This window comes from Vibrio ouci (assembly GCF_004551525.1).
Lineage (GTDB): Bacteria > Pseudomonadota > Gammaproteobacteria > Enterobacterales > Vibrionaceae > Vibrio > Vibrio ouci.
Genome location: NZ_SATR01000006.1, coordinates 138,196 through 156,129, shown reverse-complemented (window position 1 = coordinate 156,129; position 17,934 = coordinate 138,196). Strand labels below are relative to the sequence as shown.

Annotated in this window: 14 protein-coding genes; 6 read left to right on the top strand and 8 right to left on the bottom strand. The window is 44.4% G+C overall.

The features are described from left to right. Positions 1–231 precede the first annotated feature (231 nt). From ELS82_RS06480 to ELS82_RS06450, 7 genes are all read right to left on the bottom strand, one after another. A complete protein-coding gene (locus tag ELS82_RS06480; protein ID WP_370447454.1) occupies positions 232–945 on the bottom strand; it encodes an ABC transporter ATP-binding protein in 714 nt (237 codons plus the stop codon). After that, positions 941–2,230: an ABC transporter permease gene (locus ELS82_RS06475; protein ID WP_134834751.1), complete on the bottom strand. Its 1,290-nt coding sequence runs from the start codon at positions 2,228–2,230 to the stop codon at positions 941–943. Before ELS82_RS06475 ends, ELS82_RS06480 begins: the two co-directional genes overlap by 5 nt. A gap of 2 nt (positions 2,231–2,232) precedes the next feature. Continuing rightward, positions 2,233–3,444 (bottom strand): ABC transporter permease, encoded by a 1,212-nt coding sequence (locus ELS82_RS06470; protein ID WP_134834750.1) that lies wholly within the window; start codon positions 3,442–3,444, stop codon positions 2,233–2,235. Then, on the bottom strand, positions 3,441–4,697 hold the full coding sequence (locus ELS82_RS06465; protein WP_134834749.1) for a TolC family protein: 1,257 nt from the start codon (positions 4,695–4,697) through the stop codon (positions 3,441–3,443). The genes ELS82_RS06470 and ELS82_RS06465 overlap by 4 nt, the downstream gene beginning before the upstream one ends. After that, complete coding sequence (locus ELS82_RS06460; protein WP_134834757.1) at positions 4,690–5,829, bottom strand: efflux RND transporter periplasmic adaptor subunit; 1,140 nt, start codon at positions 5,827–5,829, stop codon at positions 4,690–4,692. The genes ELS82_RS06465 and ELS82_RS06460 overlap by 8 nt, the downstream gene beginning before the upstream one ends. Positions 5,830–6,020: 191 nt before the next feature. Continuing rightward, entirely contained in the window at positions 6,021–7,157 is a 1,137-nt protein-coding gene (gene msrB, locus ELS82_RS06455) for a peptide-methionine (R)-S-oxide reductase MsrB (RefSeq protein ID WP_134834748.1), read from the bottom strand. A gap of 160 nt (positions 7,158–7,317) precedes the next feature. Next, positions 7,318–8,520 carry an aromatic amino acid transport family protein gene (locus tag ELS82_RS06450; protein ID WP_134834747.1) on the bottom strand — a complete coding sequence of 401 codons (1,203 nt, stop codon included), beginning with the start codon at positions 8,518–8,520 and terminating at the stop codon, positions 7,318–7,320. A gap of 584 nt (positions 8,521–9,104) precedes the next feature. On the opposite strand from ELS82_RS06450, the gene ELS82_RS06445 reads away from it, so the two are divergent. The 3 genes from ELS82_RS06445 to ELS82_RS06435 are packed head-to-tail and all read left to right on the top strand — an operon-like array spanning position 9,105 to position 11,546. Next, complete coding sequence (locus ELS82_RS06445) at positions 9,105–9,680, top strand: acyl carrier protein phosphodiesterase (RefSeq protein ID WP_134834746.1); 576 nt, start codon at positions 9,105–9,107, stop codon at positions 9,678–9,680. Positions 9,681–9,715: 35 nt separating this feature from the next. Then, the gene (locus tag ELS82_RS06440) at positions 9,716–10,975 is read left to right on the top strand and encodes a DEAD/DEAH box helicase (RefSeq protein WP_134834745.1); all 1,260 of its coding nucleotides are present in this window, start codon (positions 9,716–9,718) and stop codon (positions 10,973–10,975) included. A 16-nt stretch (positions 10,976–10,991) separates the two neighbouring features. Continuing rightward, positions 10,992–11,546, top strand: a complete 555-nt coding sequence (locus tag ELS82_RS06435) for a GNAT family N-acetyltransferase (protein WP_134834744.1) — start codon at positions 10,992–10,994, stop codon at positions 11,544–11,546. Between the two features lie 54 nt (positions 11,547–11,600). Here the strand turns inward: ELS82_RS06435 and ELS82_RS06430 are convergent, their stop codons facing one another. Then, positions 11,601–12,728: an acyl-CoA desaturase gene (locus tag ELS82_RS06430; RefSeq protein WP_134834743.1), complete on the bottom strand. Its 1,128-nt coding sequence runs from the start codon at positions 12,726–12,728 to the stop codon at positions 11,601–11,603. 238 nt (positions 12,729–12,966) lie between these two features. On the opposite strand from ELS82_RS06430, the gene ELS82_RS06425 reads away from it, so the two are divergent. The 3 genes from ELS82_RS06425 to ELS82_RS06415 all read left to right on the top strand — a co-directional run bounded on the left by ELS82_RS06425 (position 12,967) and on the right by ELS82_RS06415 (position 17,910). Beyond that, complete coding sequence (locus ELS82_RS06425) at positions 12,967–13,527, top strand: GNAT family N-acetyltransferase (RefSeq protein WP_134834742.1); 561 nt, start codon at positions 12,967–12,969, stop codon at positions 13,525–13,527. Positions 13,528–13,628: 101 nt separating this feature from the next. Beyond that, a complete protein-coding gene (locus ELS82_RS06420; RefSeq protein WP_134834741.1) occupies positions 13,629–14,747 on the top strand; it encodes an efflux RND transporter periplasmic adaptor subunit in 1,119 nt (372 codons plus the stop codon). Positions 14,748–14,757: 10 nt separating this feature from the next. Then, complete coding sequence (locus tag ELS82_RS06415; RefSeq protein ID WP_134834740.1) at positions 14,758–17,910, top strand: efflux RND transporter permease subunit; 3,153 nt, start codon at positions 14,758–14,760, stop codon at positions 17,908–17,910. Positions 17,911–17,934: the final 24 nt, after the last annotated feature.

The window sequence follows — 17,934 nt, the reverse complement described above, 5'->3', positions numbered from 1 at the left end:
CTGTTCAACTACAAGTTGGGCTGCTTCGAGTTTAAATTCAGGGTTAAAGGTTCTTCTTGTACGTTTTGTCATGGTGTCACCTAATGTAGATGAGGTGCATCTTAACACCTCTAATCAGGTGGCCAAATTAACTATGCCACTACAGATGAAGTGAATGTGGCATTGGAAAATAAAATAAGGGCAACACTCTAAGTGAGGGCGCCTCTAATAGTGCTAGCGCGAGAAACCTAATCAAGCACATCTGTCTGATGTTACTTGGCCATCATGAATCGTGATGATGCGTTTAGTTAGTGCTGCTAAGGCCTTATTGTGGGTCACAATGATTATTGTTCTGCCTTCGGCATGAAGTTGGCTAAAAATAGCTTCTATTTCTGCCCCTGATTTTGAATCAAGTGCGCCGGTGGGTTCGTCAGCTAAGATGAACTGAGGGGCGTTAACAAGTGCTCTGGCAATCGCTACCCTTTGTTTTTGACCGCCGGAGAGTTGATTTGGTTTGTGGTCAAAACGATCTCCTAACCCGACTTGCTCCAGTAATCTAGCTGCTCGTTCACGACGTTCATTGGCTCTAATTCCGGAATAGACTAAAGGTAGCGTCACATTATCCAACGCAGTCGCATATTCCAGTAAGTTAAAACTCTGGAATACAAAACCTATATTTCGGTTGCGAATATCTGCGAGCTGATCAGTATGTAAACTAGCGACATTTTGGCCGGCAAGGTGGTATTCGCCGGAACTTGGTTTATCTAGGCAACCGAGCACATTCATCAAGGTTGACTTTCCCGACCCTGATGGCCCAAGAATAGATAGAAACTCGCCTTGGTGAATGGTTAAGTTGATATTATCCAACGCACGGACCTCTGACTCACCATTTGAGTAGTATTTACAAACATTGTTTAGCACAACAAGCGGTAGGTTGGAGCGACGTTCGCTGATACTGTTATTAATACTCACGTAGTAGTGCCTCCTGGGGGCTCACTTTTGCTGCGAAGTTGGCTGGTAGCCAAGCGGATGCCACACCAATTACTACCAAGCAAGTAATAACGATTGTGACGACTAACCAAGATAACTCGGGCGCAGGTTTACCAAGTTGCTCATAGATATCTATACCAATTAAATCGATAGTACTGATTGATGAAACAAGTACATACGTCGCTCCCAAACCTAGTACACCTCCTAACATCATTGTTATCAGAGATTGGACGAGGTAGTGCAAGCGAACGGCGGTGGGGGTTGCGCCGACAGCCATGCGAACGCCAATGTCTCGTGTTGAACGCTTAACGGTCCCATACATCACGTTGGCAATACCTACTCCTGCAACGGCAAGGGCAATAAAACCAATGATGCCAAGAAAGCCTTGCAGACCAATTAAGAACTGCTGCATGCTTTTTTGCTCTAGGTACATGTCCTTAACTTGAATCACCTCATTATCTCTGACGCTAGCACCATGTTTGCGAGTGATAACTTGACGAATAGTTTTCGCGAGTTTTTTTCGATCTGTATTAACTTGGGGCTCTACGTTAATGCCATTAATATCTCCGTTGGCATGAAAGCGCTGCCATGTTGTTAGCGGCACAAAGCTAGACTCGTCAATAGATTGATAACCCCGTTCGATCCAGGCTGAGCTTTTTTTAAAGACTCCAATCACGGTGAACTCTTCACTGCCAAGCTTAATCGTTTTACCAATTGGATTAGCTTGTAATGTTAATGGTTCAAACCAACTGAAATCGTCTTCTGGGTTGAACAAAAATGACGCTACCGAGTAACCCAATACGACCACTTTTCGTTGTTTTTCGTGGTCGAGTCGGCTTAACCAGCGTCCAGTTTCTAATTCGGGCAGGTCCACAATAGAAGCAAAGTCATTTGAAATGGCTAATGCACTTAACCAATAAACGCGGCCATTAGCGGTAATTGGGTCTTCCCAAGTTGCAGTTGGAGCAACGTTTTTAACATCAGGTAGTGCTTTAATCACTTTGATATCTTCGACTTTCAAAGTTAGCGATTTTCCTGGATAAAACGTGCCGTAGTCGACGGTTGCTATTCCCCCGGCTACGTAAATCAAATTTCCAGCACCACTTTTCGCGGTTCTCATCACTCCTTGGCGTATCCCTTCACCGATAGCCAGCATAGACGAAATACAAACGGTAGCCCATGCAACAGAAAGAATTACCAAGCTTAGTCGTAATTTTTCCGCCGTCATTTCTTGAAAGATTTGGCCCATTGGTAGCAACATGATTACGTCCTAGAACTTAAAGCAATGACAGGAGTCAGGCGCGAAGCTCGCTTCGCCGGGAAGTAAGATGCCAACAATGCGAGAATCAACGTTAGTATCAATGACCAAAAGATGGAGCCTGGCGTAATGACAGGATACCCAAGCCAAGAAGGCAGGGTAATAGAACCTAGTGACTCAACTACCATTAAGGTGACCATCAGACCGAGTACGGTACCGAAAGTGACTAAGCACAACCCTTCCAGAATAAACAGATTAAGTATCGATTTTGGTGTTGCGCCAATCGCTAATCTAACACCGATCTCACGCGTTCGTTCCGATACAGAGAGGAACATAATGTTCGCGACCCCGAGTACACCAATCGCCAAAGTCATCGCTCCACTCGCAAAAAGGAAGATGTGAATAACACGGAAAATTTGAGTATATCTCTGTGCGAAACTGCTGTGGTCCGGAAAATAGATGGCTACGTGGTCTGTTGGGTCAAATTTGAACTGCTTGGCGTAGAAATGGACAAGAGTGCGTCGCAAGCTAGTTTTATTCATTCCTTGAATAGGTTTAAACAGCAACTTGTCTGGCTTTCCTTGCCACAAATCAAGATACGTGGTGAGAGGTATGATGGCATTACGCTCATCGCCAAATTCGAATGAATTGAACTTAGCTCTAATAATGCCAATCACCACGAACGGAATACCTTGAATTCTAATTGTTTGACCGATGTTGATTTTGCGGGATTTAGCTATCTTGTTGCCTAATACGACAACCCGTGCGCGATTAGCAATATCACTAGGTGAAAAGTTGCGAGATCCGAGCTCAAGCTTATGTTGAGCCAAAGAAAAATAGGAAGAGTCGGTACCAAATACAGTGTCCGTCAAATGAAGCCCTTTAATGGTTACATCTGCTTTGCGTTTGATATAAACGCTTGATGCATCTTCAATGAAATCAGCTTGCTTAATCATTTCAACGTGGTCTTGTTCGACGTGAATCTTGCGACGAGAGGGTAGGCCATGCCAAGCTTTACTAGTGCTTGAGGGGTATGCGATTTGCACATTGTTGTTCATAAATGACATTTCTAGGGTTTGGCGCATGTAGAAACCCTCACCTAACGCGCTCAGCACCAATACGGATACAATGCCCCATGCAATAGTGATGGTCGCTAACATGTTTTTTGTTCGGTGCGCTACCAGCGTTTGCCATGTTTGGTGAAATATACTGTTCATGAGACGAAAACTTGGGAGATAAGTGCTATGCTACTGTCATCCAACTTACCTGCGATTTTCAGTAAGCCTATGCGTTCACGCCAATAGTCATACCAACTTTTTTTCAGATTGTATTTTGCTAAGAACACTTTGTTGTGCGCCTTGATGACTTCCGAGACCTCCACTAATCCACTTTCGTAGAGCTTTTCTTGGCTGCGGAGCACTTTTTCACTAGACGTTACGAGTTCATTCTCTATTAACACTCGATTCCAATTGAAGTGAACCTCGGTAAGCCTCTGGGTGACATGTTTCTGAACCTCAATTTTGACCCTGCGTAAGTCATGTTTTGCACGGAGGACACTGAGTGATGCTTTATCGACTTTGGCACGTGTCGCTCCATTCAAATCAATCGGTACATTTAGGGAGATACTTGCGTTAAATTCGTTATCATCGCCGTAGTTAACTTTACCTTCGAGCGTTGGGTAGTAACCGCCTTTAGCTGAGTCCTTAGCAAACTCAGTCGCTTTAACGTTCTGGATGGCAACCAATAGCTCAGGACTACTGTCCATTGCTAGCTTTAACCATTGATTTTTTGAGTTTACGATCATTGGTGGCTGAACGAGCGAGTCAGTACGAACTTGGTTAACACTTTGCGGAACTAGATTAATTAAGGCCACGAGCTCTGTTCGTTTTACTTCCAACTTAGCTTGAGCACGCAGAATAGCGGCTTTCTCGGACACTTGCATTGTGTGGATCTGATCCACTTCAACGGATCTTATTTTACCCGCTTTGAAACGCGTCTCGGTGATCTTCAACAGCTTGTTGCCTTCATCCCACTTGGATTGCGCAAGTTGTAAATCGCCTTGCGCGCTTGCAACGTTTAAATAAGCGGACAATAACTTGTTTGCTAATGCATTCTGTGACTCAATTAATTTGAGTTGAGCCGTGATATAGTTGGCATTGGCAAAATCCAAATCTGACCACAAGCTGCTGTTAAAAATGGTTTGAGAAAGCGATGTTCCGTAACTAGTCGTGCTGTCTCCGGTTTCACTCCAACTTGCTGATGCTGAGGCACCCAAATTGGGTAAGAGTGAACTACGGCTAGCATTTATATTCACTTCACCAAGTTGAACGTCAATCTTAGCTTGTTCGTAACTTGGATCGTATTTTTTTGCTTCTTGCCATGCTTGTTCGATCGAGATTGCATAATTCGGTAAGCTGAAAGTTGTCACTAATATTACACAGCCAATGTGAGGTAAATAACGCTTAATCATCTGCGGCTCCATTAAACATACTGTAATCGATGATTTCTTGGTGCAGCGCCACGCCCTCTAATACTTCTACATTAATGCCGTCAGACAGGCCAAGGATTATTTTCTGTTTGTGGAAGCCTTGAGCGGAGCTGTTTGGGATCAATACATATGGAGCATTTCCATCAAATTGAAGCGCGCGCTCTGGTAGTGTGAGCGTATTCTCTGACTTGCTCAGTGTGATTCGCGCGGTAGCGGAGAACCCTGAACGCAGTGATACATTCTTGGGAACTTTTAGTTCACCGATTTCGATTCCGAAACCATTCTCGAAGCTTTTTTGGGCAGACTTATTGTTTTTTTGGGTGTTCAGTTTGTCTGACTGAAGTGCGACTTTAGTTAACGTACCTGAGATTTCCACGTCAGGATATGGTGCAATGGTTAGCCGTGCAGACATTCCTGGAGATAACAAGGCGGCATCATGTTCGTTGACACTACCTTTAAAGATGAAGTTATTCATGTCAGCGACTGACATAACTTCTGTAGCGGCCTGGCTTGATTCCGTTGAGATTATTGGCTCACCTATCTCCACTTTACGATTCAATACCGTGCCATCAATGGGGGCGTAAATAGTTGAGGTAAAACTTGCATTACCGATAGTGGCCTCACCACCACGGATCAGCGCTAGCTTTTGACGCTTTTGCAACACGTCTGCTTGTGTTGATTTCAACTTAGAACGAGCACTAATGTAATCGTTATAGTTCTTGGGAATGATGTCTTTATTCACCAAGATTTCAAGATTTGAAAGCGTCTTTATCGCAGCTTCAAGATCTGCTTCGCTCCTCATTAAATCTGTTAAAGCGTCAGTGAGATTTTGTGGTGTTGGGTTTGGGCGAACCTCAATTAATGGCTCGCCTTGTTTGATGCTTTGACCAACCTTGACGTAAATTTTGCCAACGATTCCGTTGAACTGAGACTTAATAGAGATGGAGTGCGAAGGTACGATATTACCGACCGCCACAGCTTGTTTTTCGATGGTTCCTTTTTGTACTTTGATAGTGGGAAAACCTTTTGGCTTAGGCGCAGATTCCAGATAGAAGTAAGAACCACCAACGATTAGCAAGGCGCAAGCAGCGGAGATAACCCAAGTTTTTCCCATCATAAATTCCATTCTATTGTTGTGCACTCAAGTTGCCGCTTTCTGGCGCAACGTTTGAGTGAAATTCAATACGAAATTACTGATAAAATTCGTCTGGTAAGAGTAAATTATTATTATTTATGTTGTGAACTGAATAAATTAAAAGGGCCACTCATGTTGAGGTAGCCCTTTTTATCGACGTTTTGGATGGATTAACTGTCGAATAGGTACAAATACTCGCCGTAGCCTTGTTTTTCTAACTCATCAACAGGGATGAATCGCATGGCGGCTGAGTTCATACAGTAGCGCAGGCCCGTTGGTGCTGGACCATCTTTAAATACGTGCCCAAGGTGAGAGTCAGCAAATCGACTTCTTACTTCGGTACGTGGGTAAAGTAGGTGGTAATCGGTTTTCGTGACAATGTAACCTTCATTGATTGGTTTGGTAAAGCTTGGCCAACCTGTACCAGACTTATACTTGTCTGTTGAGGAAAACAAAGGTTCACCAGTTACGATATCAACGTAAATACCGTGCTCTTTGTTGTCCCAATATTCGTTATTGAATGCGCGTTCAGTGCCTTCTTCTTGCGTCACGTAGTATTGAAGGTCTGTAAGTTTTGCTTTGATCTCTCTGTCAGACGGTTTGCTGTAAGCCTTAATGTTTGCAACGGCGTTTTTCTCATCAATCAATTGGCGCAAAGTGACAGGATTGTCTTCACGCTCATCACCGAATATGTCATCTAAATATTGGTCACGGCCAGACGCATAACGGTAGTAGTTGTAGCGAACTTTATTTCGCTTGTAATAGTCCTGGTGGTAGTCTTCGGCAGGCCAAAACTTGGTGAATTTAATCAGCTCAGTTTTAAGCGGCTTCTTAAAGATACCGAGTGCATCGATTTCAGCCACGAAGCTTTCAGCAATCTGCTTTTGTTGATCAGTATGGTAGAAGATAGCAGGGCGGTAGTGGCGACCTCTATCAACGAATGAACCTTGATCGTCCGTCGGGTCAATGTGACGGAAAAACTGATCGAGTACTTGTTCATAGTTGACCGCTTTAGGGTCATACTTTACTTCAATCACTTCGATGTGCCCGGTTTTACCCGATGACACCTGCTTATAGGTTGGGTTATCAACATTTCCGCCAGCGTAGCCTGACACGACGTCCAAGACGCCAGGAAGTTTTTCAAGGTCCGATTCCGTGCACCAAAAGCAACCACCCGCAAGTGTTGCAACTTCATATCCTTTTGAAGTTTTTGTTTTAGGCATATCACTGTCCGCGTTGCCTACAAAAGAGGCAAGGATCGCGATGGCAGCAATAGCAGAGAAGGCAAACTTAAACTTCGTTTTCATATCAACCTCATCGATTATGTATCGGTATTGAGTAATAAGAACGGGCAACAAAAAGAAAAATTGCACCTTATGTGAAGTTTTAGTCGATTAAATTTCAAAACGATCAAAAACGGCGCCTTAAAGACGCCGTTTTTCTTGATTATTTATGTAGGGAAGGTTATCAACCTAGAGCAGGTAACACACCCATAGTGATAAGTAGCTGCGCGCCAGCAATACACACACCAACAGTGCTCGTCACGGCGAGGCCAAGATTGCCGCCAATAACTTGGTAATGGTCTTGTTCAGATTGAGCGCGAGCTTTCTTAACCATCAGGATTGGCAGGAAGATAGCTAATACAACCAGAGCAATAGCCGCATAACCTAACGCCATGATAAAGCCTTGTGGGTAGAACAAAGCGAAACCCATTGGCGGTAAGAAGGTAACAGCACCAACAAGTACTCGTGAGTTGCCTTTCCCTTGTTTTTTAAGGCTGTCACCTAAGAATTCAAACAGACCTAAACTCACGCCTAAGAAAGAGGTAAGTAGCGCAAGGTCAGCGAATACACCGATGGTTTGGCCAAGGTTCGATTTATGAACTGTTGTTGCAAGAGTTGAAATAAGCGCACTTAAACCTTGGTTATCAAGCAGGGTAGATTGATTAACAACGCCCAAAGTCACCAACTGCCAAAATACGTAGATGATTAACGGAATTGCTGAACCAATAAGGATGGCTTTACGTAGCGACGGCGTGTGTCCATCTAGGTAGTTAACAATCGCTGGGATACTGCCGTGAAAGCCAAATGACGTGAAAATTACCGGGATAGCAGCAATCACCAGACCTTGCTCAACAGGCATACTAAGTAAGTATGATTCGGTGACATTAGGCGCCAAGAAGGTCAGAACCATAGCCATCGCGACAATCTTAACTAAGAAAAGCACGCGGTTTACTTTATCTACTGTAGATGTGCCAATCGTTACGACAGCGGCAACGATAAATGTAAACAGTAGGGTTGAGGTGGTGTTTGAAACCTCGATTCCAGTAAAGCCCGAAATGCGATCAGCGAACTGCGAACCACCACCAGCAATGTATGCAGCACATAATGCGTAGAACAAGAACATCATCGCGAAGCTTGCTACCCATTTGCCTTTTTTACCCAAAAATTTGTTTGCTAAGGTGTGCAGGGTGGCTTCTTGTTCGGCATGTTGGTGTATTTCAATCATTAGTAGTGCGGTATAAGCCATTAGCGACCAAAGTGCGACCATAATGATTAGTGATGTTGTGAACCCAATTCCGGCTGAAGCGAGTGGTAGCGCTAACATGCCAGCACCAATTGTAGTACCAGCGATGATCAAAGTACTACCCAATACCTTTGATTTATCCATTGTATATTTTTCTTTACGTTATTGTGGTTGAGTTTTAGTCATTTAGCCCGTATGCGGCTACATTAGCGAACTAAATAACTATCAATAGGGGCATTATTCAAGATGAACTGGATGATTTCAAGCTAAATGTACGGATTATTTACCAGTGATGTAAATTAATTTGTACATTGTTTGTTTTTGTTATTACGTAAACGTTTACTTGAGATATGATTCAAACCATAGCCAGTTTTTACTTTCTCCTTTCAAAAAACTGTCATATAAGTGGTTTAAAAAGGAACACAAGTACCGCATATTGGTACTAAGGCCTTCGCCGGTCTTGAAATAATGTTTTAAAAGGAGGTCAGAATGAGTGACCAAACAATTAACGAAGAATGCCTTGAGCTACTTGATGCGATGGAAATTGGCTTTGAGCTCTCAGACTATGAGCAGTCAATTGAAGAACTCGCAGAAGAGATCTTTAAATAAAATTCTTCGGAAATAGAAGCTACCATTTTGGTGGTTAACAGAAAGAGCCAGTGCAGATGCGCTGGCTTTGTGCTTTATACTACTAGGTAGTTCTCAATAAACACCGACTAGGAATAACCTTGAATTATCTTGCCCACCTTCATATTGCTGATCATTGCCAGTCTAGTTTGCTCGGTAACTTGTTAGGTGATTTTGTCAGAGGTAATCCTGAAAGCCAGTTCTCACCGCAAATATCAAAAGGGGTACGACTGCACCGTTTTGTCGATTCATTTACAGATAGCCATCCGTTGGTGATTGAGTCTAAGGGACACTTTCCTCAAGGAGTAAGACGCTTTTCAGGCATTGCTTTAGATATGTTCTGGGACCACTGTCTAGCTAAGCGTTGGTCGGAATTCCACTCTATGAAGCTGGATGGTTTTTGTCAGTTTGCACAGCAGAATGTTGAATCGGATGCGTTTACGACTTTGCCTGAATCCTTTGTTCGTACGTCTACGGCCATGTGGGAAGGGCGTTGGTTAGAGTCTTATCAACATGTTGAAAATATCGAGTTTGCGCTGCGCCGCATGTCTAGCCGAAGACCAACCATGAAGGTACTAGCAGAGTGCTTCCCTTACATTGAGTCAAACTATCATCAGCTTGATGAAGTATTTAGCGCCTTCTACCCAGAGATACTAACCGCTAGCAAAAGATTCTGATAGAATCGTCGACCTTGCAATTATAGGTAATTTACATGTCGACCGATTTCCAATCTCTTGGGCTGTGCTCAACGCTTTTAACTACGCTTGAAAAGCTTAACTTTAAACAGCCGACTGAAGTTCAAAAGCACGCCATTCCACATGTGTTAGAAGGCCAAGATGTTCTTGCTGGCGCTCAAACCGGAACTGGAAAAACGGCAGCGTTCGGATTACCTATTATTCAGCGTTTATTAGAGTCAGAGACGACTCGCGACATTCAAAGTAATGATGTACTGGCACTTGTACTTGTTCCGACACGTGAACTTGCCCAGCAAGTCTTCGACAACATTACTTTGTATGCTCAGGATACGAGCATAAAAGTGGTTACCGCTTATGGTGGCACGAGCATGAACGTGCAAACGCGCAACCTAGATCAGGGCTGCGATATCCTCATTGCCACGCCTGGCCGATTACTTGATCATCTGTTTTGCAAAAACATCAACCTGACTAAGACACAATACCTAGTCTTGGACGAAGCTGATCGCATGCTTGATATGGGCTTTATGCCAGACATCAAACGTATCCTTAAACGATGTAATGAAGAGCGTCAAACGATGTTCTTCTCTGCAACGTTTGATAAGCGCATTAAGACTATCGCCTACAAGATGCTTAGTGAGCCAGTTGAAGTGCAAGTAACGCCATCTAACAGTACCGCTGAAACCGTCAAACAGATGGTCTACCCAGTCGACAAAAAGCGCAAAGCAGAGCTGCTAGCCTATCTAATTGGTTCTCGTAACTGGCAACAAGTACTCGTTTTTACCAAAACTAAGCAGGGCAGCGACGCACTGGCGAAAGAGCTAAAACTTGATGGTATTAAAGCGGCATCAATCAATGGTGATAAAAGCCAAGGCGCGCGCCAAAAAGCATTAGACGACTTTAAATCGGGTCAGGTGCGTGCACTTATCGCAACGGATGTTGCAGCGCGTGGTTTAGACATTCAGCAACTCGAACAGGTTGTTAACTTCGATATGCCGTATAAGGCTGAAGATTATGTCCACCGCATTGGTCGTACTGGCCGAGCGGGTAAAGAAGGCTTCGCGGTATCTCTGATGAGCCGTGATGAAGAGTATTTGCTAGAGGCGATTGAACGCCTGTTAGACAGCAAGTTACCTCAAGAATGGCTTGAAGGGTTTGAACCAAGCTTGATTGAAGAAGTTGAAACGGATCGCTCACCAAAACGCAGAGGCCGAAACTCTGACAAGCGCAAAATGAAGGCTAAACTTAAGATTCATGCCAACCGTGGTAAAAAGCGCTAACCGTTAAGGATTAACAATGGCTGAGCAAAAGGATTTTGCTGATATTAAACTAGAGCTGCTCAGCCTTGATGATGCCGAGCAGCTATTAACGTTTGAGCTAGAGAATAAAGGCTGGTTTGAGACCTATATTCCGCCAAGGGATCAGGAGTTCTATTCTAACGAAGGTGTTCAAACTCATATTGAGCATTTCTTGCTTGAATACAAATGTCACCAGTTGCTACCACTCATCATTAAAACATCGATTGGAACTATCGCAGGTAGGCTTAACTTCACCAATGTTGATCTTAGAAAAGGCACTGCACATGTCGGTTATCGAGTGGGCAAAGCATTTACGCGTAAAGGGATCGCAAAAAGGGCACTGGCTAGGGGAATGTTCGTACTTAAAGAACGCGGTATTAAACGAATATTTGCTTATGCCGAAGTGAACAATATGGCGTCACAGAAAGTCTTAACATCAAACGGTTTCACGAAAGTTCGCGTAGTAGAAGATTACGGGAAATTGCATGGACAGAGTATTGATTGCATTGAATATACTTGTGTGTTGAAAAACGCTAACCGTCTATTTCTCTAATTCAAACAGAAAAGGCCCTCGCAATGAGGGCCTTTCGTTATTCTTTAGTTTGGTTTAAGCGTACTGCGCAACCATCGCATTCCAGCTCTTACGTTGAGCAGCAAGATCTTGCTTCATCTGTTGGTAACGTACCTTAAGAATCGAGCGTTCATACTTCTCTGCTAAGTTAGCCTTTTTGGCCTCAAGAATTTGCTTTCTTATGTCGTAGTAATCGGACATTTTTGCAACGAGCGCATCAAATTCTTTGTTTAACGCTTCATTAAGCTGTTGAGCATTGGGTAGCTTACTAACCTTCTGAGTCGCTTCGGATAGCGATTGTTTAGCGCGAGCTTTCTCAATCTTTAGCTTAGGCGTCACACGAAGTTTTGTGGTTAAGCCTAACCAAGAGCACGACTTGATTAACCACTTAGTCGGGTCGTATTGCCACCAGTAAATACCGTTACGGTAATCATTTTCAAAGATGTGGTGGTAATTGTGGTAACCCTCACCAAAGGTGAATACGGCCAGTACTGCATTGTCACGCGCTGTGTTCTTTTTCGTGTATGGCTGTGAGCCCCAGATGTGCGCAAGTGAATTGATAAAGAATGTCGAGTGATGGCTAAGTACTAAGCGCAGTACTCCGACCACGAGTAGCATGCCGATCATATCACCGTAGATTGCGCCGAGAAGAATTGGGAAACCAAAGTTGGTCGCAAGTGCCAATGGTACATAGTATTTGTGTTGCCACATTACTATTTTGTCTTTCTGTAAATCTCGGCAGTTTGAGTAGTCGGTATAGGTATTAGCATTGTACTCACGCAGCATCCAACCAATATGAGAGAACCAAAAGCCACGTTTTGCTGAATAAGGATCTTTGTCGTTGTTATCGACATGCTTATGGTGGATGCGGTGATCTGAACTCCAATGCAACGCGCTATTTTGTAGGGCGAAGGCACCACCAATGGCAAAAAGGAAACGCAATGACCAATGCGCCTCAAATGTTTTGTGTGACCATAGTCTATGGTAACCAGCAGTAATTGATAGGTTACAAAATGAAAACGCGACGATAAACCAAATAAGGTGCTCAGCGCCGTAGCCTAATGTGATTCCATACCAAGGTACAATCACAGCGGCGACGATAAATGACGATAAAAAGATAAAGATGTTTAACCAAATCAGCGGTGGTTTACTAGAGCCAGACATGGTGAATTTCCTTTCAGCTAACAGTTGTGCGCTAGAATATCAGCGTACACGTGTAAGTCAAACGGCATGGTTCAAATTTATGAGGAGTAAACGGGGATATTTGGTAACGATTTGTAGCTTTTATAAGAGTGACTATGCATTACCAATGGGTAATGTTTCAGAATGTTTGGCTTTTAGTTAAATGTTTTATAGTATGAAGGGGTAAACAATCCTTACAGGAAGTAATAAGGTACTACAAATGGAACTGAAAGTAGCTGAATATAGCGACTACGAACGCATTGCTACACTGCATGCAGAGAGCTGGAAGAAGTTTTACTACGGAATACTAGGTAAAGACTTCCTCGAAAATGACGTTCAAGAAGAACGATCCGCAATTTGGCAAACTCGCCTGATTAATCCTCCTTTTAACCAACATGTCGTGATCCTCGAAGAGGGTGGGCTGCTTTGTGGCTTTATTTGCGCATTTGGTAATCATGACTTTGAAAAGGGAACCATTATTGATGCCCTGCATATCGATCCTGCTTATCGAGGGCGTGGTTTAGGTGTGCAACTATTATCGGAAATGGCAAAGTGGATCGCTCAGTATTTCCCTGATAAAGGTGTCTACTTAGAAGTCATGAAGGACAATAAACAAGCGGTAGAATTTTACGACCATCTAGGCGGAAAATGTGACCTAGAAAGGTTATGGAACGCACCTTGTGGTAACCAAGTGCCAGAGCTTGTCTATACGTGGAGTTCCGGGCAAGAACTGCTAGATAGTGTGGCTGGTAACATAAAGTCTGAATCTGTAACAGCTTGATACACTTAAGCCAACCGTCCTGATAATTCTCGGACATTAATTTGTAGACCGTTAGGTAGCTTTAGATAATCCCATTTTTTATTTATCTAACGGTCTATTCAATGAAAAAAACGTTACTCTTCACAGCACTAAGTAGTGCTCTTTTTCTCGTAGGATGCGGCGACAATACTCAAGGACAGAAACAACTACCGGCTCAGCTCGTTGTAGCCGAGCAAGCTCAATTTACCCCTCATCAGCAGAGCAAGTCGTACATTGGACGTGTAGAAGCTGTTGAAGACACCAATATTACTGCTCAAGTGACTGGCTATCTTAAAGCGAGACATTTTGAGGAAGGTGAGATGGTCGAAAAGGGTCAATTACTCTATTCAATCGAACCCTCGTCATTTGAAGCGCAACTTGCAAGTGCGAAAGCTACTTTAGCTCAAGCAAGAGCGACGTTAAAGAAAGCGGAACTTGATTTCGAACGTGGCAAAAACCTTTTGCCAAAGGGCAGTATTTCTCAATCAGAATTCGATAACCTCAACGCAGCTTTACTAGGTGCACAGGCACAAGTTGAAGCTGGAAAGGCTCAGACTCACCTTGCAGAGGTCAATCTCTCCTATACCCAAATTAAAGCGCCATTTGCGGGCCGCATTGCACAAAGCAAGGTAAGTACCGGTGATTTAGTTTCACCTCAATCAGGTATTCTGACAACACTAGTGAGCTTAGATCCTGTCCACACCAGCTTTAGCATCAGTGAACGTGAGCGTTTAGAGCTAGGTATGGATAAAGTAAAAGGGGAAGGTTCGGCAGATGCTGTAGAAGTGCAAGTGGTATTGGAAAATGGCCAGCCGTTTGAGCATTTAGGCAAGTTAGACTTCTTAGGCAATCGAATCGACCTCAATACCGGTACATTGGCAATGCGCGCGATTGTCGATAATCCTGACTATCGTTTACTACCTGGTCAGCACATTCGTATCGAACTACGCGAAAAACAACCTATGGATGTCATCATCATTCCACGCCGCGCTGTACAAACCGACCTCGAAGGTAATTTTGTCATGGTCGTAGCAGAAGGCAACGTTGCGGAACGAAGAAACGTTGAGCTTGGAAGACAATTGGAGAAAGGAGTCATTGTCAGAAGTGGTATCAATGCGGACGAGCAAGTCATTACACAAGGATTACAACGTATCCGTAATGGTGTTCCAGTTCGTTTTGAACAGCCGCAGTCGGCTGAATAGAGAGGTGTAAATGTTAAGTCGTTTCTTTATCCAGCGCCCTAAGTTTGCGCTGGTCATCTCAATCATATTGACGCTGGCGGGTGCGATCTCATTAGCGATCTTACCTGTAGCAGAATATCCGAAAATCAGCCCTCCATCGGTGAGCGTGACTGCGTATTATACAGGCGCAAGTGCTGAAGTCGTCGAGCAGGCGATAGCAGACCCAATAGAAACGTCCGTCAATGGCGTCGAAAACATGATCTATATGTCTTCGAAAAGTGCTAATGACGGCTCATATAACCTGAACGTAACGTTTGACGTGGGTACTGACCCTGACATGGCGCAGGTGAACGTACAAAACCGTGTCTCTCAAATTGAGTCTAAACTGCCTCAAGAAGTGCGCATGGTTGGCGTAACCGTTAAAAAGCGTTCACCAGACTTGCTGATGGTACTTAACTTCTACTCACCAGATGGCAAGTATGACGATCAATTCTTGATCAACTACATCAACCTCAACGTGAAAGACCAATTGGCTCGTGTTAAGGGTATTAGTGAAGTTAGCGTTATTGGTGGCGGTGAATACGCAATGCGTGTTTGGCTCGATCCTGAAAAGATGGCGAATTTAAAGCTAACCACGAGTGATGTATATGGCGCATTAGCGGAGCAAAACGTGCAGGTTGCTGCGGGTCGTGTCGGTGCTGCACCATACAGCGAAGCTCAAGAAGTGCAATTTAACCTAGTGACTAAAGGTCGACTGGAAAGTGTTGATGAGTTCGAGAACGTGGTACTACGCGCTAATCCTGATGGTTCTTCAGTTTACCTAAAAGACGTTGCACGCGTTGAGCTAGGTAAGAAGTTCTACGACGGTAGCGGTAAATTCCGCGGCCAAGATGCATCAATCGTTGCTTTGTCTCTTCAATCTGATGCTAACGCGCTTGAAAGTGGTAAAGCGGTAATGGATCTGCTTGATAACTTAAGTGTGAACTTCCCAGAGGGGATGGCATACGAGACCAGTTACGATACGACAGTGTTTGTTGCGGAGTCGATTAAAGGGGTAGTAAAAACGCTGGTGGAAGCGATTCTACTGGTTATTGCTGTGACTTACCTGTTCTTAGGTAGTGCACGCGCAACACTTATCCCAGTGGTTGCGATTCCGGTTTCTTTAATTGGTACGTTTGCGATCATGCAGACGACAGGTTTCACGATCAATACGGTTACCTTGTTTGGTTTGATTCTCGCGATTGGTATCGTGGTTGATGATGCGATTCTAGTTATCGAAAACGTCGATACGACAATGGCGAAAGATCCTTCGTTGTCACCGCGTAAAGCTACCTTAATCGCGATGAAAGAGGTAACTGGCCCAATTGTCACCTCAACCTTGGTGTTATTGGCGGTATTCTTACCAGTAGCGATGCTTCCAGGCATTACGGGGATCATGTACCGTCAGTTCGCGCTGACGATCTGTATTTCAGTTGTTATCTCTTCTATTAACGCTCTGACACTGTCACCAGCATTGTGTTCGTTGGTGTTGAAGCAGGGCGGTGGCAATACATCCCGCTGGTTTACTGCATTTAATTCAGGCTTAGAGCGCATCACAGTACGTTATGGCCAAATAGCGGGCTTCTTGGTTAAGAAAGCATTGCTTCTGGTGACGTTCTTTGTTGTTGCGGTTGGCGCGGTTACCTTCTTCGCCAAGACCACGTCAACGGCGTTTGTACCTCAAGAAGATAAAGGCATCTTATTAGTTAACGTTCAGTTGCCAGATGCAGCGTCGCTATCGCGTACTGAAGATGTGACTGAACAGCTTATCGATATGGTTGAGCAAGAGCCGGGTGTTGATGGTATTACTGTTGCTAACGGTTATGCATTTATGACCGGTGCTGCAGCATCGAATGGTGCGTCACTATTTATCAAGCTACATGACTGGGATACAAGAAATAGCTTCGATGGCTACCATTCAGCTAACGCCATTGCACAGCGTATTAACGCACGTGCGGCAATGCAGCTGCCTCAGGCCATTGTATTTGCTATGGGGCCACCAGCGGTTCCTGGAATGGGCGCTGCGTCAGGTTTTGAGTTTGTATTAGAAGATACGCTAGGTAGAAGCAGAACCGATCTGGCGATGGTGATGGGCCAGATGATTGAGGAGGCGAACAAGCAACCTGAAATTGGCTTCACCTTCAGTACGTTCCGCGCCAACGTGCCGCACTACTATGTTGATATCGACCGTGAGAAAGCGCAGCAACTCGGCATTCCACTATCAAGTGTGTTCCAAACGCTACAGGGTAACTTAGGTTCGCTCTATGTGAACGACTTCACCATGTTTGGTAAGAACTTCCGAGTGACCATGCAAGCGGATGGGGAACACCGTAAAGGTATGGAAGACCTAGAGCGTTTCCATGTACGTTCATCAAGCGGTGAGATGATTCCTCTCAGCACCTTGGTTAGCTACGAGCAAATCTTTGAACCTGATGTGGCTTGGCGATACAACATGTACCGCAGCGCCATTATCCAAGGTCAGCCAGCGCCGGGCTACTCGAGTGGTGATGCGATTGCCGCGATGGAGCGCGTCGCAGCAGAGATACTGCCACAAGGGTATCAATACGAGTGGACAGGTATGGCTTACCAAGAGGTCCTAGCGGGTAACCAAGCCATCTTTGCTTTTGCACTTGCGTTGATCTTTATCTACTTGTTTATGGTTGCTCAATATGAGAGCTGGACGATACCGCTAGCAATCATATTGGTTGTACCAATCGCGACCTTGGGTTCTTTCCTAACTCTGAACTTAACTGGGACACCACTGAACTTGTATGCGCAGATAGGTTTAGTACTGCTTATAGCGCTCGCGGCGAAGAACGCAATTTTGATTGTCGAATTCGCCAAAGTAGAGCGTGAAGAGAAAGATGTACCGATTGATAAGGCGGCGGTAGAAGGCGGTAAGCTGCGATTTAGAGCGGTGAACATGACGTCTTGGTCGTTTATCTTGGGTATTTTCCCTCTGATCTTCGCTTCAGGTGCGGGCCATGTAAGCCAGAACTCTTTAGGTATCTCCCTAATTGGCGGACTTCTATGTGTGCTGCTTGCGGGTACGTTCTTAATCCCAGGTTTCTACGCTATGGTTCAGCGTAAACGTGAAAAAGCACATGGCGGCAATACTAAGTTGATCCCTTTGGATGACGAGTAAAGCTTTGCCCAACAATTAAGTGTA

Coding starts and splice junctions, on each gene's coding strand:
- ELS82_RS06475 (WP_134834751.1), bottom strand. CDS start 2,230: ATGTTGCTACCAATGGGCCAAATCTTTCAAGAAATGACGGCGGAAAAA.
- ELS82_RS06470 (WP_134834750.1), bottom strand. CDS start 3,444: ATGAACAGTATATTTCACCAAACATGGCAAACGCTGGTAGCGCACCGA.
- ELS82_RS06465 (WP_134834749.1), bottom strand. CDS start 4,697: ATGATTAAGCGTTATTTACCTCACATTGGCTGTGTAATATTAGTGACA.
- ELS82_RS06460 (WP_134834757.1), bottom strand. CDS start 5,829: ATGGGAAAAACTTGGGTTATCTCCGCTGCTTGCGCCTTGCTAATCGTT.
- msrB (WP_134834748.1), bottom strand. CDS start 7,157: ATGAAAACGAAGTTTAAGTTTGCCTTCTCTGCTATTGCTGCCATCGCG.
- ELS82_RS06450 (WP_134834747.1), bottom strand. CDS start 8,520: ATGGATAAATCAAAGGTATTGGGTAGTACTTTGATCATCGCTGGTACT.
- ELS82_RS06440 (WP_134834745.1), top strand. CDS start 9,716: ATGTCGACCGATTTCCAATCTCTTGGGCTGTGCTCAACGCTTTTAACT.
- ELS82_RS06435 (WP_134834744.1), top strand. CDS start 10,992: ATGGCTGAGCAAAAGGATTTTGCTGATATTAAACTAGAGCTGCTCAGC.
- ELS82_RS06430 (WP_134834743.1), bottom strand. CDS start 12,728: ATGTCTGGCTCTAGTAAACCACCGCTGATTTGGTTAAACATCTTTATC.
- ELS82_RS06425 (WP_134834742.1), top strand. CDS start 12,967: ATGGAACTGAAAGTAGCTGAATATAGCGACTACGAACGCATTGCTACA.
- ELS82_RS06420 (WP_134834741.1), top strand. CDS start 13,629: ATGAAAAAAACGTTACTCTTCACAGCACTAAGTAGTGCTCTTTTTCTC.
- ELS82_RS06415 (WP_134834740.1), top strand. CDS start 14,758: ATGTTAAGTCGTTTCTTTATCCAGCGCCCTAAGTTTGCGCTGGTCATC.